This window comes from Lentzea sp. NPDC004789 (assembly GCF_053601075.1).
The window spans coordinates 165250-183869 of sequence record NZ_JBSGBE010000005.1; the positions used below are offsets into that span (position 1 = coordinate 165250).

Here is an 18620-nt window from a genome sequence, read left to right on the forward strand (position 1 = left end):
CGTCCTGGTAGTCGTCTGGCTTTCCAACGCCTCGCGGCTGGACCCCGGATGTGTGGCCGTTGGCGAGTGGCTGGGTGATTCAGGCGGTCGTCCTGGTAGTCGTCTGGCTTTCCAACGCCTCGCGGCTGGACCCCGGATGTGTGGCCGTTGGCGAGTGGCTGGGTGATTCAGGCGGTCGTCCTGGCAGTGTCCGGCTGACCAACGCCTCGCGGTCGAACGCCTGACGTGCGGCCGTTGGCGAGCGGCTCGATCGTTCAGGCGGCCACCCTCGCAGTCGCCCACCTGTCCAACGCCTTCCGACAAACGCCGAACACGCAGCCACACCAAAAAGCGGCTCAGCCGCCCACACGGTCGTCCCCAACGACCACCACACCCAACTTTCCAAGCTCCCCAAAGAAAAACCGAAGGTGCAGGCATGATCACCACTGGGTTCGGGTTCGAGACGACCGCGATGGAAGTGGCCGCCGTGAGCGACCTCGCCGGCCGTCGCGCCGTCGTCACCGGTGGCGCGTCGGGCATCGGCGTCGAGACGGTGCGGGCGCTGGCCGCGGCCGGTGCCGAGGTCACGATCGCCGCGCGCGACGTCGATGCGGGCCAGCGGGTCGCGTCGGCGCTCATCAAGGCGACGGGCAACAGGTACATCTCCGCGGCGCGGCTGGATCTGGCGTCGCAGGAGTCGGTGAAGGCGTTCGCGCGCAACTGGGACGGGCCGTTGCACCTGCTGGTCAACAACGCCGGTGTCATGGCCACGCCGCTCACGCGCACGCCGCAGGGGTGGGAGCTGCAGTTCGCGACCAACCACCTCGGGCACTTCGCGTTGACGGTGGGGCTGTTCAACTCGTTGCGCGCGGAGGGTGCGCGGGTGGTGAACGTCAGCTCGTCCGCCCACCTCGCCAGCCCGGTGGTGTTCGACGACATCCACTACGAGCGTCGCGAGTACGAGCGCTGGCAGGCGTACGGCCAGTCGAAGACGGCGAACATCCTGTTCGGGGTGGAGGCGGGCAAGCGCTGGGCCGGTGAGGGCATCACCGTGAACGCGCTGATGCCCGGCAGCATCGCCACGAACCTGCAGCGCCACCTCACGCCCGAGGAGCTGCAGGAACGGATCAGGCTGAGCGGTGCCGCGACGAGGCGCCGGGTGAAGACGCCCGCGCAGGGTGCGGCGACGACGCTGGTCGTGGCCACGTCGCCGTTGCTGAAAGGCTTGTCGGGCAAGTACTTCGAGGACTGCAACGAGGCGTTGCCGAACACCGGTGATGTGCTGTCCGGTGTGGCCGCCTACGCGCAGGACCCGGAGGCGGCCGACCGGCTGTGGAAGGTGTCGGAGGAGACGCTGTGGTCCCTCAAGGTCGGCTGATCGGGTAGAGGTCTGGACCATTTCGTGCTTCAATGACACAACGGGTCGCCGCCTGAACGCGAAAGGTGAGCGAATGTCTGCCCGCTTGGTGTTGACAGCCCTGCTTCTGCTCATGAGTGCCGTGCTCGTCCCGTCCACCGCGCAGGCGGCCGACACGTGCGCGCTCAAGTCCCGGCCCGCAGGCAAGGTTCTGCAGGGCTACTGGGAGAACTGGGACGGGTCGTCGAACGGTGTGCACCCGCCGTTCGGCTGGACGCCGATCACCGACAGCCGCATCAGGCAGCACGGCTACAACGTGATCAACGCGGCGTTCCCCGTGATCCGTTCCGACGGCACGGTGCTGTGGGAGGACGGCATGGACGCGGGGGTCAAGGCCGCGACGCCCGCCGAGATGTGCGCGGCGAAGGCGGCCGGGGCCACGATCCTGCTGTCGATCGGGGGCGCGGCGGCGGGCATCGACCTGAGCTCGACCGCCGTGGCCAACCGGTTCGTCGCCACCGTCGTGCCGATCCTCAAGAAGTTCAACTTCGACGGGATCGACATCGACATCGAGACCGGTTTGGTGGGCAGTGGCAACATCGGTCAGCTGTCCACCTCGCAGGCCAACCTGATCCGCATCATCGACGGCGTCCTCGCCGCCATGCCGTCCGGCTTCGGCCTGACGATGGCGCCGGAGACCGCGTACGTGACGGGCGGCAGCATCGTCTACGGCTCCATCTGGGGCGCGTACCTGCCGATCATCAAGAAGTACGCGGACAACGGCCGCCTCTGGTGGCTGAACATGCAGTACTACAACGGTTCCATGTACGGCTGCTCCGGCGACAGCTACCAGGCCGGCACCGTGCAGGGCTTCGTCGCCCAGACCCAGTGCCTCAACAAGGGGCTGGTCGTGCAGGGCACCACGATCAAGGTGCCCTACGACAAGCAGGTACCGGGTCTGCCCGCGCAGCCCGGTGCCGGTGGCGGTTACCTGAGCCCGAGCCTGGTCGGGCAGGCGTGGAACAGCTTCAACGGTCAGCTCAAGGGGCTCATGACCTGGTCGATCAACTGGGACGGCTCGAAGAACTGGACCTTCGGCGACAAGGTGAAGTCGTTGCAGGGCCGCTGAGTTCCCGGCGATGCCCGGTGTGTGCGGCCGGGCATCGCCATCTGCGGGTCACGTGCGGGGCGCGACCCGTGACTCGTAGGAGTTCGGCTGGAAGCGCGGGTCGAAGAAGCAGCCCGTGCCGTACTTCCTGTCGTGGCTCGGACAGCTGCGCGCGATCAGGGACGGGCTGGGCCGCAGACCCCACTTCTCCCACGCTGCCAACGACCGCATGGCCGCGGCGTACTCGGAGTCGCTGAACGCCGAGTGCGTGGCCTCGGTCGTGAACGTCTGCACGAGGTGGTACGAGCGCCCGGCCTTCCGCACGGTGTCGCGGTAGGCGGACTCGTGCTCCACGAACGCCGTCGGGTCGCCGATCGCGTGCACCGACAGCACCGGGAGGTCGATTTTCCCCGTGAGATCGCTGTCGTAGGCCAGTTCGGCCCGTGCCGCCGGGTCCGCTGCGAACCGTTCCACGCCCGCGTTCAGGGCGGCGTCGTCGTGCGAGCCCTGGTACACGACACCGGTGTTGCTCCACGGGTTCCGGTCGCCGAGGCGGTTGTGGACGATGTCGCGGAACGTGAACGTGGCGAAGTTCAGGTGCGAGTTCAGGGTTTCCTCGGGGATCTTGGTGACCGCGAGGACGTCGTCCGGCTTCTGCTGTTGTGCGGGCGTGCGGTTGCCCGCGGTGCCAAGGCATTCCTCGACGCGGCCGCGCAGCCCGGCGGTGGTCATCGTCGAGCCGGGACGCAGGCCCTGCCACAACGGGTACCGCGCCTCGGACGGCCGGGGATGGTTGCCGCAGTAGTACTGGTAGACCACGCGCAGGTCGACGCGGTAGTCGTAGCCGCGCGAGCCGCCGGCCAGGACGCCGCTGGTGAGCAGCGCCGCGTCGTAGCCCCGGTACAGCTCGATGGTCTTGGCCGCGACGTTGCCGCCCCACGACTGGCCGTGGAGGTAGACCTTGTGCGGCTTGAGCATCGCGCTGACCATCCGGCGCAGGTTGTCGGTGTCCTCCGCCGCCATCCGCGTGCCGTAGCCGCCGCGCCGGTACGACGTGCCCGCCCACGCGTAGCCCTCCTTGACCATGACGGCCCAGCGGTTGAGGTCGTCCCGCGTGCGCTCCGGGGTGGGGTCACCCAGGTCCGGGCCGCCGTGCGAGTGGACGACCAGCGTCTTGTTCCACTTCTTCGGCACGGCGATCGTGTAGTAGGCGCCGTTGGCGTCCCGGCCCTCGTAACAGGTCGTGCCGGCGGGGACGTTCGCCGGGCACGGCGCCGTGGGCGGCAGGTGTACGGGCGTCGTGACGCTCGCGGCCAGTGCGATTGCCAGCAGGACGTTCATGGCTGGGAATCGTCAGTCCGGGTCGGCGAGTGGTCCAGGTCACGCCGGCAAACTTGGGACTGCCCTGACGTTCCGGTCTTCGTGCCGGGAACCGGTACCGCGAGTACGGTCGTGAACGTGCGGTATCCAGCCCAACCGTGGCATCTGCGGGGCTCGCTCGTGCTCTCCGTGTTCCGGGTGCCGCGAGAGCTGGTGCCGGCTGACCACCTCCCGGCCGGCGCGCGAATGATCACGGTGGCGGGCAGCGCTTTCGTGGCGGTGGCGTTCGTGAAGTACGAACCGGGCGGCGTGCTCGCCTACGACGAGCTGCTCGTCGCCACGCCCGTGCGGGACGGGGCGGCGGTCGCCGTGTCCGTGCCGCAGATCTGGGTCGACAGCGAGGCGTCGCGGCTGGGCGGCCGCGAGCTGTGGGCGATCCCGAAGCGGCTCGCCCGGTTCGGCCAGGGCTCGTCGATCGCGGGTGTCGCGGTGACCAGTGGTGTGCGGTTGCCCGGCCGGTGGACGATCGCCGGTCCGACCGCGCAACGCCTGGACGGCCGGGACGTGCGCGCTCACGCCGTCATGTCCGGAAGGTTCCGATTGGTCCGGACCGCGTGGCTGTTCCCGGCCGGCGGCCCGCTCGGCTACCTGACCGGTCGCACACCGCTGGTGAGTCTCGCGGTGCACGACATGCGGCTGACGTTCGGTCAGGCGCGCTGACCGATGTACCGCACGCTGTTCAGCACGTGCTGCGCCCACGTGCGGTCGGCCGGGAAGCGGTGAACGATGCGCACGGACAGCATCGTGCCCGGACGGACTACGTGCCCGTGGAACACCTGCTCCTCGTGGCCGTCGATGACCTCGCTGAGCCAGAACGCGTGCCGCAGCTCCTCGCCGTCGTGCGTGACCGAGTGCTCGGCGCTCGCCGGGTAGCCGTCCAGCACGGCGCCGAGGAAGTCGCTCGCGCTGCCGCCGGTGCGGTCGGCGTAGACGTCGAGACCCACCCAGCGGTCCGGGCTCGTGAAGCACATCGTGCGGTTCTCGATGGTGCAGCGCATGCCCGCGCTGCGCTCGACGCTCCAGACCTCGGCGAGCGTCTCGCGCACCGGGATCGGCAGCGGGTGGGGGATGTGGCTGAGCACCTCGTCGCGGTCCCATTCGCGCTCCAGCAACGGGTGCGAGGTGTAGTACGGCAGCTCGTCGGCGTTGAGGACGGCGGCCTCGGCGTGGGTGCCGAGCAGGTCCCACGGTGCGATGAAGTTCGCGAACCGGCCGGAGACGCGCAGGTTCTTGTACTCGCTGTCGTTGTTCCACACGGCGTGGGCGTACATGGCGTCGACTTTGCTGATCTGCATCCACGCGCCGAACACGAGCTCGGTTCCGCCGGTCAGCCGAACCGGTAGCAGACAACGGATGTAGGAGGCGCCGTCCGGTCCGACGAGCAGTCCTCCCGTCGGCGCACCGAGTTGCTCGCTGGGCAGGCCGATCAGGGCCTCCGGGCGGTTCAACCGGTAGTCGATGCGGCCCGTAGACGCGATCTCGGCCCCGCAGCATCCGCATTGGACGGTCATGCGCAGATGCTAGAACTCACCCTCGTTCAGCAAACGTGAACGCACCAGGAAACGCACTCCCAGTGGTGCCTCCAAGGAGAACCCGCTGCCACGGCCGGGCACCACGTCGATCGTCAGGTGCGTGTGGCTCCAGTACTCGAACTGCGCCGCGGACATCCACACGGGAACGACGGACGCGTCGACGGTCAGGTCGCCGAGGTGCACGTCGGCCGAGCCGGTGCGGAACTCCCCTGCGGGGTAGCACATCGGGGCCGAGCCGTCGCAGCAGCCGCCGGACTGGTGGAACATCAGGTCGCCGTGCGAGGCCAGGAGGCGGCGGAGCACGTCCGCCGCCTCCTCGGTCAGTGCCACGCGGGGCATCAGAAGAAGCCCTGGGCGTTCTGCGAGTAGCTGACGAGCAGGTTCTTGGTCTGCTGGTAGTGGTCCAGCATCACGCGGTGGTTCTCGCGGCCGATGCCGGACTGCTTGTAGCCGCCGAACGCCGCGTGCGCCGGGTAGGCGTGGTAGTTGTTCACCCACACGCGGCCCGCCTGGATGTCGCGGCCTGCGCGGTAGGCGACGGAGCCGTCCCGGGACCACACGCCCGCGCCCAGGCCGTAGAGGGTGTCGTTGGCGGTCTTCATGGCGTCGTCGTAGGAGTCGAACGACGTCACGGCGACGACCGGGCCGAAGATCTCCTCCTGGAAGATCCGCATCTTGTTGTCGCCCTCGAAGACCGTCGGCGTCACGTAGTAGCCGCCGGACAGCTCGCCGCCGAGGTCCGCGCGCTCGCCGCCGGTGAGCACGCGGGCGCCCTCCTGCCTGCCGATGCCGATGTACGACAGGATCTTCTCGAGCTGGTCGTTGGACGCCTGCGCGCCGATCATCGTCTCGGTGTCGAGCGGGTGACCCTGCTTCACCGCGCGCGTCCGTTCCACGGCGTCGCCGAGGAACTGGTCGTAGATCGACGACTGGATCAGCGCGCGCGACGGGCACGTGCAGACCTCGCCCTGGTTCAGCGCGAACATCGTGAAGCCCTCGAGTGCCTTGTCGTAGAAGGCGTCCCGCTGCGCCGCGACGTCGGCGAAGAACACGTTCGGCGACTTCCCGCCGAGCTCCAGCGTGACCGGGATGATGTTCTCACTGGCGTACTGCATGATCAACCGGCCGGTGGTCGTCTCACCGGTGAACGCCACCTTCGCCACCCGCCGCGACGACGCCAGCGGCTTGCCCGCCTCGACGCCGAAACCGTTGACCACGTTCACGACGCCGGGCGGCAGCAGGTCCGCGATCAGCTCCATCAGCACGTGGATCGACGCAGGGGTCTGCTCGGCGGGCTTGAGCACCACCGCGTTGCCCGCGGCGAGGGCGGGCGCGAGTTTCCACGTCGCCATGAGCAACGGGAAGTTCCACGGGATGATCTGGCCGACGACGCCGAGCGGCTCCTGGAAGTGGTAGGCGACCAGGTCCTCGTCGATCTGCGAGATGCCGCCCTCCTGGGCGCGGATCACGCCCGCGAAGTAGCGGAAGTGGTCGACCGCGAGCGGCAGGTCGGCGGCCAGGGTCTCGCGGATCGGCTTGCCGTTCTCCCACGTCTCGGCGACGGCGAGCGCCTCGAGGTTGGCCTCGATCCGGTCCGCGATCTTGTTGAGGACGCCGGCCCGGTCGGCGACCGGCGTCCTGCCCCACGCGCGGGCGGCGCCGTGGGCCGCGTCCAGCGCGCGTTCGACGTCGTCGGCGGTGCCGCGGGCGATCTCGGTGAACTCCTCGCCGGTGACCGGGGTGGGGTTCGCGAAGTACTCGCCCTTGGCGGGCGGGACGTACTCGCCTCCGATGAAGTGGTCGTACCGGTCGCGGTACGTCACCACGCTGCCGGGTTGTCCTGGAGCCGCGAACTTCGCCATCCGTCTCGCCTCCCGCATCGTTGCGAACTGAAGGGCGACGCTAGGCAGTGCAACGTTTCACGCGCGTTGCATCCGAAAGGAGTAACGGCCTGTGGCAGAAGGCCCGTCATCCTGGAGGGGTGACGGACCTCGGCGAAGCAACGCGGCCGGTGATCGCCGAGTCGTGGCGGCGGTCCCTCGCGGCGCGCGTCGACCCCGACCGGCACGAGGCGCCGGTGGTCTACGCGCCGGACGAGGTCGAGGACCTGCGCGGCGCCCACCCGCTGGCGGCGACCGTGCCGCTGCTGCGGCACACGCTGTCGATGGACGAGACGATCATGATCGTCACCGACACGCGCGGACACGTCCTGTGGTGCGAGGGCGACAACCGGGTGCGGCACAAGGCGGAACGCGTCCACCTCACCGAGGGCTCGCGCTGGAGCGAGGACGTCATCGGCACGAACGCGATGGGCACGGCGCTCGCCACCGGCAAACCCGTCACCGTGCACTCGCGCGAGCACCTGGTGCGGACCTATCACGGCTGGACCTGTGCGGCGAGCCCGATCCACGACCCCCACAGCGGGCTGCTGCTGGGCGTGGTCGACGTGAGCGGGCCGCTGCGGACCATGCACCCGGCCGTGGCGCAGCTCGTCTCGGCCGCCGCCCGGCTGGCCGAGCACCACCTGAGGCAGTTCGCGCCACGGCGGCACGTGCTCACGCTGACCTTCCTCGGCGGGCTGCACGCCGAACTCGACGGGCGGCCGTTGCTGCTGACGTTGCGCAACGCGGAGGTGCTGACGGCGCTCGCGTTGCACCCCAAGGGACTCACGGCCGAGCAGCTCGCGTTGTTGCTCTATGGTGAACGAGGGAACCCGACCACGGTCCGCGCGGAGCTGCACAGGCTGCGCGCGCAGCTCGGTGATGTCCTGTTGACGAGGCCGTACCGGCTCGATGCGGTGGTGCGCGGCGACTTCCTGGACGTCCGCACGGCGCTGAGATCCGGTGACGCGGGCCAGGCCACCCGGCACTACGGCGGCGAGCTGCTGCCCCGTTCGGACGCGCCGGTCGTGCGGGAGGAACGCGCGGATCTCGCCGCGGCGGTGCGCAAGGGCGTGCTCGACAGCGCGGACGTCGGCTCGCTGCTGACGTTCGCCGACAGCGGGGAGGACGCCGAGGTGCTCGAACGGCTGCACCTGCTGCTCCCGGTCACCGATCCTCGTCACGCTCTTGTCTCCTCGCGCCTGCGAAGGGCGTTGGAATAGGCTTCCCTGCTGGGGGAGGACGAAGTGAAGCAGTGCATCAACTGCATGACCCGGTTGCCGCGCAAGGAGGTCACCGAGGTCGCGTGGTGTGCCATGTGCACGTCGTGCCTGCAGGTCGTGGCGGACCAGATGAAACTGGTGCACGACCGGCCGAGTGGCGCGGACGTGCAGATCTACCAGTGCGGCTGGTGCGGTGTCGCGCGCTCGTGCGGTGCCGGATTTCGCACCCGGTGCCTGGTGTGCCTGGACGACCGGTCGGTGCCGGATCCCGCGGTGCAGGGGATCGCGCGGCGGCTCGAACTGGACGGCACCTGGCGGGAGAACTCCGAGCTCATCGCAGCGACGACCGTCAAGATCAGGCTGGCGAAGTACTTCCAGCCGGGCTGGACCGTGCTCGCGACCGACCTGCACGGCCTGCCGTGGACCGCGTTCCGGTGGCTGACGAAGTCGCACGGCACGTGGGGCCGGAACGCCGAGACCGGTGAGGTGGCGCAGCTCAAGCACTCCCGCGGCGAGGAGAACCTCCTCTACCTGGTGCGGTACGGGAAGGTGCTCAAGTTCGGCCGCGGCAACGTCCACCGCGTCGGCGGGCACCTGCGGCTGGGCGCGGTCCCGGTGCTCGTGCTGTCCGCGACCAGCCAGGAGGTCTCTCTCGCCCGTGACCGGCTCAAACGCCTGCACCGCACGGAGATGGTGTCGCAGCGCACGCCGGTCGACCTCTTCGCGGTGCTGCCGGACGGGCAGGACGTCACCGATCGGTGCGCACCGGGCTGAGGTCTGCGTCCGGTCCTGATCGGGTAGCCCAGCGCGGTGGACGAGATCGTCGTGATGGGACAGATCGCGCGGGACCTGGTGCTCGTCGTGGACGAGGTGCCGGGCCCGGGTGGCACGGCGCCGGTGCGGCAGCGGCGCGAGATGCTCGGCGGCAAGGGCGCGAACATCGCGGTCGGGCTGGCGCAGCTGGGCGCGCCGGTGCGGCTCGTGGGCGTGGTCGGGGACGACGCCGTGGGCGAACGGCTGCTCGCGCGGGCCGCGGCGGACGGGATCGGCACCGAGGCGGTGGTGCGGCGGCCCGGCTGCGCGACCGGGCTGATCGTGGACCTCGTGGCCGACGGGTGGCGCTACCTCGAAGACGTCCCCGACGGCCTGCTGCTGACCGAGTCGGACGTGAGCGAGGACGTCTTCGCCCAGGCCGCTGCCGTCGTCCTGCAGCTGCAGCAACCGCCCGAGGTGGCGTTGCGGGCGGCCCGCGCGGCCGGTGGGCGGGTGGTGCTGGACGGGGCGCCGGAACGGTTGCGCGAGGAGCTGCTGGCGTGCGCGGACGTCGTGCGGGCCGATCACCGCGAGGCCGAGCTGCTGTCCGGCCGGAAGATCGGCAGCGCGGACGACGCCCTGCGCGCCGCGCGCGAGGTGATGGCGCGCGGTCCCGGGTTCGTGGCGCTCGCCGTCGACGACGTCGGCAACGTGTTCACCTGGGACGACGGCGAGCTGGTGGTGCCTCTCGGAGATGTCGAGCCGGTCGACACGACCGGTGGTGGCGACGCGTTCGTGGCGGCGCTGACCTTCGCGCTGTGCCGCGGCGACGGGCCGGAGGAGGCCGCCGGGCTCGCGGTCAGGGCCTCCGGCGACACCGTCACGCGTCCAGGCGGGCGACCGGACCTCCACGGGCTCACCGGACGCTGATCAGGCGCGTTATCGTTAGCGCGTCCGGTGAGGGGAGGTCCGCGTGCGAGTGCTCGCCGTCGTGCTGTTGCTGCTGCTCTCGGCCTCGCCCGCGCACGCCGCGAGCGGCACGTACCTGCGCATCGGGCACTTCTCGATGGACCAGGCGCGCGTCGACGTCACCCTCGACGGCGCCAAGCTCGGCACGCTCGACTACGCCCAGCTCTACGACTACCGCCGTGTCGACGCCGGTGACCACGTGGTCGAGTTCCGCGCGGACCCGTCCTCGCCCGTGCTCAGGTCGGTGCTGGTGCACGCGGGCGCGGGCAAGGCGTACACGGTGGCCGATCTCGGGTCCGCGATGAAGGTGATCGAGGACGACGTCAGCCTGCCGCCCAACGGTCAGGCGCGCCTGCGCGTGCTCAACGCCGGCGACACCGAGATGGACCTCCTGCGCGGCAGCGTGTTCGTGCAACGCAACGTGCAGGCCAACTCCGTGACCGGCTACGCGGTGATGCTGCCGGGAGCGGACCCGCTGCAGGTGCTGCCGCGCGGCAAGGACTCCACGCGGCTGGACGCGACCCTCGAGTCGGGCGCGGTCTACACGTTGCTGGTGAACGCCCGCCGCATCGAGCTGCGCACCGACGCCAAGGGCGCCGAGGTCGTCCCCGGAGGCGGCCAGGAGACCGGATTCGGCGGCATGGCCGGCGGCTGGGACTGGGTCACCGCGCTGATCATCGCGCTCATCGTGGGCATCGCGATGTTCTCGGTGCGCGGCAGGCTCTTCCGGTTCGGCTGATGAGCAAGGGCAAGCTCGTGATGGGCGCGGCGATTCTGGTCGCGCTCATCTACATCGTGAAGGACCCCGGCGCCGAGAAGGTGCCGGAGCCGGTGACCGTGCGGATCCCGTCGATCGGCGTCGAGTCCTCTTTGGAGGCTCTGAAGGTCGACTCGTCCGGAGCGCTGCAGCCGCCGACGCGGGCGGACAAGGCCGGGTGGTACGCCAAGGGCGTCGCGCCGGGGGACGCCGGGCCCGCCGTGATCGCGGGCCACGTCGACTCGCGGACCGGGCCGGGGGTGTTCTTCCGGTTGCCGGAGCTGAAACCCGGTGCCGAGGTCCTGGTGGAGCGCAAGGACGGCAGCAGGCTCACGTTCGTCGTGAACCACACCTACTCCACCGCGAAGTCCGCGTTCCCGACCGCCGTCGTGTACGGCCCGACCCCGCTGTCCGAGCTGCGGCTCGTGACGTGCGGCGGCGAGTTCGACCGGGCCGCGGGCAGCTACCGCGACAACGTCATCGTCGAGGCCGTGCTCAAGGTTTGAGCGGCCCGGTGTGAGTGTTTCAGTGGGACTCGCGGGTGACCTCGCTGCCGCTGGCACCGACCAGGAAGTCCAGGTCGGCCCCGGTGTCGGCGCCCAGCACGTGGTCGATGTAGAGCCGTTCCCAGCCGCGCCTCGGTTTCGCGAACGCCTCGGTCATCTCGGCACTCGGCGTCCGGTGCGCGAAGTCCGGTGCCTCCACGTCGATCCGGCGGTTCGCCACGTCCAGCACGATGACGTCACCGGTGCGGACCAGCCCGAGTGGACCGCCGGCGGCGGCTTCCGGCGCCACGTGCAACACGACCGTGCCGTACGCGGTGCCGCTCATGCGCCCGTCGCAGACGCGGACCATGTCCCGCACGCCCTGTTCGAGGAGCTTCTTGGGCAGCGGCATGTTCGACACCTCGGGCATGCCCGGATAGCCGCGCGGTCCGCAGCCGCGCAGCACCAGCACGGAGTCCGCGTCCACGTCGAGATCGGGGTCGTCGATGCGGGCGTGGAAGTCCTCGATGCTGTCGAACACGACGGCCCTTCCCCGGTGCTGCAACAGATGCGGTGACGCGGCGGCCGGTTTGACCAGCGCGCCGGACGGCGCGAGGTTGCCGCGCAGCACCGCGATCCCGCCCTCGGCGATGATCGGCTCGGCCCGGTTGCGGATCACCTCGGGGTCCCAGATCGGGGCGTCGTCGAGGTGGTCGACGAGCGGCTGCCCGGTGACCGTCAGGCCTTCCGGGTCGAGCAAATCGCGCACTTCCCGCAACACGGCGAGCAGCCCGCCCGCGCGGTGGAAGTCCTCCATCAGGAACCGGCCCGCGGGCTGGAGGTCCACCAGCAGCGGCACCCCGGACCCGATGCGGTCGAAGTCGTCCAGCGCGAGGTCCACCCCGAGCCGCCCGGCGATCGCGAGCAGGTGCACCACGGCGTTGGTCGAGCCGCCGATCGCGGCCAGCGCGACGATCGCGTTGTGGAACGAGGCCTTGGTGAGGAACGTGCTGGGCCGCCGGTCCTTCTCGACCAGTTCGACGACCAGCCGGCCGGTGCCGTGCGCGGCCTCCAGCAGCCTGCTGTCCGGCGCCGGGGTGCCCGCCACGCCGGGGACGACCGTGCCGAGCGCCTCCGCGACCAGCGCCATCGTCGAGGCGGTGCCCATGGTGTTGCAGTGGCCGCGGCTGCGGATCATCGCCGACTCGGACCGGATGAACGCCTCCTGCGACAACGTCCCGGCGCGCACCTCCTCCGACAGCCGCCATACGTCCGTGCCGCAGCCCAACGGCACCCCGCGGAACGTGCCCGTCAGCATCGGCCCGCCCGGCACCACGACCGCCGGGATGTCGACGGACGCGGCGGCCATCAGCAGCGCGGGAATCGTCTTGTCGCAGCCTCCGAGCAGCACCACGCCGTCGACCGGGTTGGCGCGCAGCATCTCCTCGGCGGCCATCGCGGCCATGTTGCGCCACAGCATCGCGGTGGGCCGCACGTTGGTCTCGCCGAGCGACACGACCGGCAGGTTCAGCGGGATGCCACCCGCTTCGTGCACGCCGTTCGACACCGACGCCGCCACTTCGTTGAGATGCGCGTTGCACGGCGTCAGGTCGGAGGCGGTGTTGGCGATCGCGATCTGCGGTCTGGCGAAGGCGTCCGACGGCGTGCCGCGGCGCATCCAGGCCCGGTGGATGTAGGCGTTGCGGTCGTCACCGGCGTACCACTGCTCGCTGCGAAGTCCCACGGCGCGCCTCCTCGATCATCAACCTACGCCACGATCTTCGTCCGATCGCCGTGCCTGGGGAAGCACGAGTAGATCCCTCCGAACGGGGTAACCGGCGGGCGTGGCGACGCCGGAGCTGGACTACGCCTTGCGGGTCACGCGGGAGCTGGGCCTGAGCGGCGAGTCGTCCTGCGTCGACCGGGAGAACCCCCTGCGGGTGTACATCGCGGTGGAGGGCAGGCTGCCCGGCCACCCGGACCGCGACATCGCCCTGCTGTGGACCGAGTGCCACGGGTGGGCGATGGCGGTGGAGGAGCCCGGCGCCGCCGACCTGACCGTGGTGGCGCACCTGGGCGGCGCGGTGGACCCGCCGCCGGGCACGGTGGCCCGCTGGGTGCGGCGGCTGCTGACCCAGCGCACCCGGCCGGCGACGGTGAGCTCCGCCACGCGCAGCGGACACGTCGCCTGACCGGGTGCGGCAGGGATCAGCCGACCGGGACGGCCTCGCGGTCCTTCCCGGGTTCCAGCGAGTCGAGCGCGGTGCCCTCGACGTCGAGCTCCGGCAGCCGGCGCAGCCACTTCGGCAGCCACCAGGCGCGCTCACCGATCAGGGCCAGCGCGGCGGGCACGAGCACCATGCGGACCACGAACGCGTCCACGAAGATGCCGGCGGCCAGGGCGAAGGCGATCGACTTCATGGTCGGCTCGCCCGCGGGGACGAAGCCCGCGAACACCGAGAACATGATCAGCGCGGCGGCCACGACCACCGGGGCGGCCTGGCGGAAGCCCGTGGTGATGGCCTCGATCGGCTTGGCACCGCGGTGGTGCGCCTCGTGCATCCGCGACACCAGGAAGATCTGGTAGTCCATGGCGAGCCCGAACAGGATGCCGATCACCAGGATCGGCGTGAGGCTGATCAGCGGGCCGGTGCTCTCGAGGTTCACCGCGGCGCCGAGCCAGCCCCACTGGAACACCGCCACCGTGGCGCCCAGCGACGCGCCGATGGTCAGCAGGAAGCCGAACACGCCCACGAGCGGCACGAGCAGCGAGCGGAACACCAGCACCAGCAGGACGAGCGCCAGTCCGACCACGACCGCGAGGTAGATCGGCAGTGCGCGGTCCAGGGACGTGGCCACGTCGACGCTCACCGCGGTGGCACCGGTGACGTAGGCCCTGCCGCCGTCCACATGGGACAGTTCGGCGCGCAGGTCGCCGACGAGCTGTTCGGTCGCGGCGCTGTCCGGGCCGGACTTCGGGATCACCGTGACCATCGCGGCGGAGCCGTCCGGGCTCGGCTGGGCGGGCGTCACCAGGGCCACGTCGGGCATCTTCGCGATGGGCTCGGCGGCCTTGGTGGCGGTCGCGGCGGCACCGTCGCCCTCGACGAGCACGATGATCGGCCCGTTGAAGCCCTCGCCGAAGCCCTTCGCCAGGATCTGGTCGGCGCGCTCCTGGGTCGAACCGGCCGGCGGCTTCTGGATCAGCGTGGTGTCCATGGACGCCACCGGGATCGCGAGGACGCCGAGCGCCACGACCGACAGCAGCAGCGCGACGACGCGGTGGCGGGTGACGGCCTCGGCCCAGCCGCGGATGACCCCGCGGTCGGTGTGCTCCGCGGGGGCCGCGGCACGTTCCTTGCGGGTCAGGACCCGGCGGCCGAGCAGGCTCAGCACCGCGGGCACCAGCGTGACGGCGATGAGCACCGCGACGATGATCGTGCCCGCCGCGGAGATGCCCATCTGCGTGAGGAACGGAATGCCCGCGATCGCGAGGCCCACCAGCGCGATCACGACGGTCAGACCGGCCGTGACGACGGCGGAACCGGCGGTGCCGACCGCGGTCGCGACGGCGTGGCCGACGTCGGAGCCGCGCCGCAGCTCCTGGCGGTAGCGGTTGATGATGAACAACGCGTAGTCGATGCCCACCGCGAGCCCCAGCATCGAGGCGAGGATCGGCGTGGTCGACTGCAGGTCCATGAACCCGGACGCGATGGTGACGCCGAGCGTGCCGATGCCGACGCCGATCGCGGCGGTCAGCAGGTTCATGCCCGCGGTCACCAGCGAGCCGTAGGTCAGCGCGAGCACGACCAGCGCCAGCACGACACCGGCGGCCTCGGTCGGCCCGCCGACGTGCGGCGGCTGCTGCATCGCGGTGCCGGTGACCTCGACGGTCAGCCCGGTCGCCCGCGCCTTGTCGACGGCCTTGGTGAGCTCGGCCCGCTGCTCGTCGGTGACCTCGCCGGGCTTCACGTCGAACGTCACGGTGCTGTACCCGACGTTGAGGTCGCGGTTCACGCTCGGCGCGGCGGGGTCGAGCGGGTTGGTCGCGTTCCGCACGCCCTTGACCGCGGCCTCGTCGCTGACCAGGTCCGTGATCGCCTTGACGTGCTGCGGCAGCTTCTGCCCGTCCGGCGCCTGCACGACGACCCGTGCCGACGCGGTCTCACCGGTGCCGAACTTCTGCTGGATGCGTTCGAGCGCGGTGGTCGACTCCTGGCCGGGGATGGACATCGAGTTGGACGTCTCACCGCCCAGCGTGAACGCCCCGGCGCCCGCGCCGAGGAGCACCAGCAACCAGATCAGCACGACCGGGAGCCGGTGCCGGTGGGCACCGAGTCCGAGCTTGTAGAGCAGTTTCGCCATGGTGGTCAGGCCTCCCGGTGCCCGAGTGCGTCGTAGCAGGTAGCGAGGATCAGGGGTCGCCACGTCGTCTTGTCGCCCTCCTGGTTGGCCAGGAGGGTGAGCACGGCCATGGCACTGAGCGCGCCGACGATCCGGACCGCGCGCTCCAGTTCTTTCTCGGGTTCGATGACGAACATCTCGTTGAGCAGCAGCTCGTCCTGCGCCTGCCGCGCGTCCTCGGCGGGCGCGGAGATCCCGCGGAACAGCAGCGCGACCAGCCCGGGCCGGTCGAGCGCGATGTCGGTGAGCAGCTCCAGCGCCCGCCGCTCGCGCGCGGGCCCGGCGGGCATCGGCGCGACCAGGTCCGCCACGTGCCTGCTGAGCACGCGGCTCTGCTCCCTGGCGGCCTCGAAGAGGGCGTCCTTGCTGGGGAAGTGGTGCAGCAGGCCGGCCTTGGACAGGCCGACGGCGTCGGCGAGGGCCTTGAGCGACGTCTGCTCGAAGCCGTGCCGTGCGAAGAGAGCGGCGGCGGCGTCGAGGATCTTCTCGTCGACCCCGGCCCTCGGCTGTCGTGGCATGCCGACGACTTTACGACGTTTACCGACCGGATCGGTAGGTAAACCGACCGATTCGGTCGGTGGCCTTCGTCACGCGCACGGGTGATGCCGAGTACGTCGACGGGCCTGCCCGCACAATGTCGCCGTGATCGAGATGCGGGCCGTCGTCACCGCCCACCACCTGGTCGACTTCCCCGGCTGGCCCACCGGCCCCTACTCGGACGGGCACGTGGTGCTGTCCGGACGCATGTCCCGTGAGGACGTCGGCACGGCGCTGGCCTCGATGGCCGAGTACAACAACGACGGCGAGCACGAAGTGGATGGACCGTCGACGCTCGGTGTGCTGCTGGGCGAGCACGTCATCGCGAGCGGCGGCCTGCTGGTGCGCGACACCGCCACCGGCGTGGAGATCGAGCCCGGTTGCTGCGTCGGGCTGGAGACGTGGCGCGACTGGCAGGGACTGCTCGACGGCCGGGTGCCGTGGCTGGGGCACGAGCCGTCGCCCGAGGTGCGGTTCGAGGGCGGGGTCGCGCGGCTGTGGCCCGACGCGCGGCGCACCGGCGGACCGGCGTGCGAGATCCCGCTCGCGGACCTGCCCTCGCACCTCGCCGCCGTGCGGCAGGATCTGCTCGGATTCCTGGAACTGGTGCGCGAGTGGGCGCCGTACGGGATGGGGGAGGAGCTCGCCGCGCGGTTCGACCGGCACCTGCACATCGGCGCGCCGCTCTGACGGAGAATCGGGCCATGTTCGTCTTCGACGCCGAGCTGTGGGTCTGGGATGCCAGGCGCATGGACACCTGGACCTTCGTGACCCTGCCCGAGGACGTCTCGGACCAGATCCGCGACATCGCCACGCCCGGCGCGGGCTTCGGCAGCGTGAAGGTCCGCGTCGGCGTGGGCGCGAGCACCTGGTCGACGTCGGTGTTCCCGGACAAGCAGTCCGGTTGCTACGTGCTGCCGATCAAGGCGGCCGTGCGCAAGAAGAACGACATCGGCCCCGGCGACGTCGTCGAGGTGACCGTCGAGGTCGTCTAGCGAGACCAGTCGATGTCGGCGTAGATCGCGGCGTGGTCGCTGGCCGCGTGCACCTCGTCGGTCAGGGTTTCGTAGACGTCCCAACGGTTCTTGGTGCGCGGGCCGCGCCACACGCCCTTGCGGAAGACGCCGCCGCCGACCGCCTTGCCGAAGAGCTCCGGGGTGAGCAGGACGTAGTCGATCTTGCCCTTCTCGTTGGTGCCGCGGTAGGTGCCGAGGCGGTGGTTCCAGTCGAAGTCCGGGTGTTCGCTGATGTCGCGCAGGCCGGTGCGCTGGAACAGCGGGCGCAGCGCCTCGCTGTCGGCGGTGTCGTTGAGGTCGCCGACGACGGCGATGTGCTCGTGGCCCTCGTCGCGCAGGCGGTTCACGATGCGGGCGATGCGGACCGCCTGGCGGAAGCGGCGGCGGGCGCCGATCGGGTCGCCGGGAGCGCCGTAGCCCTTGGACTTCAGGTGGTTCACCAGCACGACGACCTCGGGGCCGAACGGGGTGCGCACGTGGTACTCGGCGCAGTCGCGGGAGAAGATCACGCCCGTGTTGTCCCGCGCGTACACGTGCGTGCGGATCGTGATGACCTCGTGCGCGTCGCGGGTCAGCAGGCCCACGTTGATGCCGCGCTCGTCGTTGCCGTCGATCAGGTGGACCTCCTCGTACGGGGTCCAGCCGACGTGCTTGAGCATGCTGGCGGAGAACATGTGCAGCAGCTCGCGGGACTCCGCCTCGACCACGCCCAGGACGTGCGCGCCGACGTCGCGCATCACCTGGGCGGTGTGGCGGGTGGCGAGCTCGCTGATCGGTTCGGTGGTGAGCTCGACCCAGCCGACCCACGACTCGCGACCGCTCGCGACGACCGAGGTCTCGCCGGTCCGGTGCCGGGCCAGGAACCGGCCGCGGATGCGCCGCAGGATCGCGTACCTGCTGCGGTCACCGCGCAGCAGCTCCAGCGTCGCCAGGTGTTCCCGCAGTTCTTCCTTGACCTCCGGCGTGTAGGCCTCGGCGGCGATGAGCTCGTTGAACCGGGCGTGGGCGGCCAGCACCGGGGCCGCGTGCCTGGTCGCGTTGCGGCCCATCACTTTGGGGCGCTCGAACATGTTCTCCACGTTGAACGACCCGATTCGCGTGGTGCTCATCGACTCCAGGGTCGCATGTGGAGGAACGACCGCGCCCTGGGCTGGTCGGGTGATCTTTGGCGGGCCGGGTCGGTGGGGAAGGCCCCGTGGCTGGGCTGCCGAGTCGGTGGTGACCGGGGCCTTCCTGCGGT

The 18620-nt window shown here is 70.6% G+C and carries 19 protein-coding genes; 11 read left to right on the forward strand and 8 right to left on the reverse strand.

Annotation, left to right across the window (positions count from 1 at the left end; genetic code table 11):
- The first annotated feature begins 415 nt into the window (after positions 1–415).
- Entirely contained in the window at positions 416–1357 is a 942-nt protein-coding gene (locus ACWEIJ_RS13610) for an SDR family NAD(P)-dependent oxidoreductase (RefSeq protein ID WP_449837464.1), read from the forward strand.
- Positions 1358–1430: 73 nt separating this feature from the next.
- Positions 1431–2465: a chitinase gene (locus tag ACWEIJ_RS13615; RefSeq protein WP_449837465.1), complete on the forward strand. Its 1035-nt coding sequence runs from the start codon at positions 1431–1433 to the stop codon at positions 2463–2465.
- 48 nt (positions 2466–2513) lie between these two features.
- Here ACWEIJ_RS13615 and ACWEIJ_RS13620 read toward each other — a convergent pair whose 3' ends face one another.
- Complete coding sequence (locus ACWEIJ_RS13620) at positions 2514–3785, reverse strand: alpha/beta hydrolase family protein (RefSeq protein ID WP_449837466.1); 1272 nt, start codon at positions 3783–3785, stop codon at positions 2514–2516.
- Positions 3786–3902: 117 nt separating this feature from the next.
- On the opposite strand from ACWEIJ_RS13620, the gene ACWEIJ_RS13625 reads away from it, so the two are divergent.
- Positions 3903–4484 (forward strand): acetoacetate decarboxylase family protein, encoded by a 582-nt coding sequence (locus tag ACWEIJ_RS13625; RefSeq protein ID WP_449837467.1) that lies wholly within the window; start codon positions 3903–3905, stop codon positions 4482–4484.
- Here ACWEIJ_RS13625 and ACWEIJ_RS13630 read toward each other — a convergent pair.
- Genes ACWEIJ_RS13630 through exaC form a run of 3 tightly spaced genes read right to left on the reverse strand, consistent with a single transcriptional unit; the run spans position 4472 to position 7218 of the window.
- On the reverse strand, positions 4472–5335 hold the full coding sequence (locus ACWEIJ_RS13630) for a hypothetical protein (RefSeq protein WP_449837468.1): 864 nt from the start codon (positions 5333–5335) through the stop codon (positions 4472–4474). The genes ACWEIJ_RS13625 and ACWEIJ_RS13630 overlap by 13 nt on opposite strands.
- A 9-nt stretch (positions 5336–5344) precedes the next feature.
- Complete coding sequence (locus ACWEIJ_RS13635; RefSeq protein WP_449837469.1) at positions 5345–5695, reverse strand: DUF779 domain-containing protein; 351 nt, start codon at positions 5693–5695, stop codon at positions 5345–5347.
- Positions 5695–7218 carry an acetaldehyde dehydrogenase ExaC gene (gene exaC, locus ACWEIJ_RS13640; protein ID WP_449837766.1) on the reverse strand — a complete coding sequence of 508 codons (1524 nt, stop codon included), beginning with the start codon at positions 7216–7218 and terminating at the stop codon, positions 5695–5697. Before exaC ends, ACWEIJ_RS13635 begins: the two co-directional genes overlap by 1 nt.
- A gap of 119 nt (positions 7219–7337) precedes the next feature.
- Between exaC and ACWEIJ_RS13645 the strand changes: the two genes are divergently transcribed.
- The 5 genes from ACWEIJ_RS13645 to ACWEIJ_RS13665 are packed head-to-tail and all read left to right on the forward strand — an operon-like array spanning position 7338 to position 11444.
- Entirely contained in the window at positions 7338–8459 is a 1122-nt protein-coding gene (locus ACWEIJ_RS13645; protein ID WP_449837470.1) for a GAF domain-containing protein, read from the forward strand.
- 24 nt (positions 8460–8483) lie between these two features.
- Positions 8484–9233 (forward strand): hypothetical protein, encoded by a 750-nt coding sequence (locus ACWEIJ_RS13650; RefSeq protein WP_449837471.1) that lies wholly within the window; start codon positions 8484–8486, stop codon positions 9231–9233.
- 36 nt (positions 9234–9269) lie between these two features.
- Positions 9270–10142 carry a PfkB family carbohydrate kinase gene (locus ACWEIJ_RS13655; protein WP_449837472.1) on the forward strand — a complete coding sequence of 291 codons (873 nt, stop codon included), beginning with the start codon at positions 9270–9272 and terminating at the stop codon, positions 10140–10142.
- Positions 10143–10185: 43 nt separating this feature from the next.
- The gene (locus tag ACWEIJ_RS13660) at positions 10186–10920 is read left to right on the forward strand and encodes a DUF4397 domain-containing protein (RefSeq protein ID WP_449837473.1); all 735 of its coding nucleotides are present in this window, start codon (positions 10186–10188) and stop codon (positions 10918–10920) included.
- Positions 10920–11444 carry a class F sortase gene (locus ACWEIJ_RS13665; RefSeq protein WP_449837474.1) on the forward strand — a complete coding sequence of 175 codons (525 nt, stop codon included), beginning with the start codon at positions 10920–10922 and terminating at the stop codon, positions 11442–11444. Before ACWEIJ_RS13660 ends, ACWEIJ_RS13665 begins: the two co-directional genes overlap by 1 nt.
- 19 nt (positions 11445–11463) lie before the next feature.
- Here ACWEIJ_RS13665 and ACWEIJ_RS13670 read toward each other — a convergent pair whose 3' ends face one another.
- Positions 11464–13167: a dihydroxy-acid dehydratase gene (locus tag ACWEIJ_RS13670; RefSeq protein ID WP_449837475.1), complete on the reverse strand. Its 1704-nt coding sequence runs from the start codon at positions 13165–13167 to the stop codon at positions 11464–11466.
- Between the two features lie 100 nt (positions 13168–13267).
- On the opposite strand from ACWEIJ_RS13670, the gene ACWEIJ_RS13675 reads away from it, so the two are divergent.
- Positions 13268–13615: a DUF6292 family protein gene (locus ACWEIJ_RS13675; RefSeq protein ID WP_449837476.1), complete on the forward strand. Its 348-nt coding sequence runs from the start codon at positions 13268–13270 to the stop codon at positions 13613–13615.
- A 16-nt stretch (positions 13616–13631) separates the two neighbouring features.
- On the opposite strand, the gene ACWEIJ_RS13680 is transcribed toward ACWEIJ_RS13675, so the two are convergent.
- Positions 13632–15788 (reverse strand): MMPL family transporter, encoded by a 2157-nt coding sequence (locus tag ACWEIJ_RS13680; protein WP_449837477.1) that lies wholly within the window; start codon positions 15786–15788, stop codon positions 13632–13634.
- A gap of 5 nt (positions 15789–15793) precedes the next feature.
- Positions 15794–16345 (reverse strand): TetR/AcrR family transcriptional regulator, encoded by a 552-nt coding sequence (locus tag ACWEIJ_RS13685; protein WP_449837478.1) that lies wholly within the window; start codon positions 16343–16345, stop codon positions 15794–15796.
- 124 nt (positions 16346–16469) lie between these two features.
- Here ACWEIJ_RS13685 and ACWEIJ_RS13690 point away from each other — a divergent pair, with 124 nt between their 5' ends.
- On the forward strand, positions 16470–17054 hold the full coding sequence (locus ACWEIJ_RS13690; protein WP_449837479.1) for a hypothetical protein: 585 nt from the start codon (positions 16470–16472) through the stop codon (positions 17052–17054).
- Positions 17055–17068: 14 nt separating this feature from the next.
- Complete coding sequence (locus tag ACWEIJ_RS13695) at positions 17069–17359, forward strand: DUF1905 domain-containing protein (RefSeq protein WP_449837480.1); 291 nt, start codon at positions 17069–17071, stop codon at positions 17357–17359.
- On the opposite strand, the gene ACWEIJ_RS13700 is transcribed toward ACWEIJ_RS13695, so the two are convergent.
- Entirely contained in the window at positions 17356–18489 is a 1134-nt protein-coding gene (locus ACWEIJ_RS13700; RefSeq protein ID WP_449837481.1) for an endonuclease/exonuclease/phosphatase family protein, read from the reverse strand. The two genes, ACWEIJ_RS13695 and ACWEIJ_RS13700, sit on opposite strands and share 4 nt — an antisense overlap.
- Positions 18490–18620: the final 131 nt, after the last annotated feature.

Excerpts from the sequence above, each read along its gene's own strand:
- ACWEIJ_RS13610 (WP_449837464.1), top strand. The coding sequence starts at position 416 with ATGATCACCACTGGGTTCGGGTTCGAGACGACCGCGATGGAAGTGGCC.
- ACWEIJ_RS13615 (WP_449837465.1), top strand. The coding sequence starts at position 1,431 with ATGTCTGCCCGCTTGGTGTTGACAGCCCTGCTTCTGCTCATGAGTGCC.
- ACWEIJ_RS13620 (WP_449837466.1), bottom strand. The coding sequence starts at position 3,785 with ATGAACGTCCTGCTGGCAATCGCACTGGCCGCGAGCGTCACGACGCCC.
- ACWEIJ_RS13630 (WP_449837468.1), bottom strand. The coding sequence starts at position 5,335 with ATGACCGTCCAATGCGGATGCTGCGGGGCCGAGATCGCGTCTACGGGC.
- ACWEIJ_RS13635 (WP_449837469.1), bottom strand. The coding sequence starts at position 5,695 with ATGCCCCGCGTGGCACTGACCGAGGAGGCGGCGGACGTGCTCCGCCGC.
- exaC (WP_449837766.1), bottom strand. The coding sequence starts at position 7,218 with ATGGCGAAGTTCGCGGCTCCAGGACAACCCGGCAGCGTGGTGACGTAC.
- ACWEIJ_RS13665 (WP_449837474.1), top strand. The coding sequence starts at position 10,920 with ATGAGCAAGGGCAAGCTCGTGATGGGCGCGGCGATTCTGGTCGCGCTC.
- ACWEIJ_RS13680 (WP_449837477.1), bottom strand. The coding sequence starts at position 15,788 with ATGGCGAAACTGCTCTACAAGCTCGGACTCGGTGCCCACCGGCACCGG.
- ACWEIJ_RS13685 (WP_449837478.1), bottom strand. The coding sequence starts at position 16,345 with ATGCCACGACAGCCGAGGGCCGGGGTCGACGAGAAGATCCTCGACGCC.
- ACWEIJ_RS13695 (WP_449837480.1), top strand. The coding sequence starts at position 17,069 with ATGTTCGTCTTCGACGCCGAGCTGTGGGTCTGGGATGCCAGGCGCATG.
- ACWEIJ_RS13700 (WP_449837481.1), bottom strand. The coding sequence starts at position 18,489 with ATGAGCACCACGCGAATCGGGTCGTTCAACGTGGAGAACATGTTCGAG.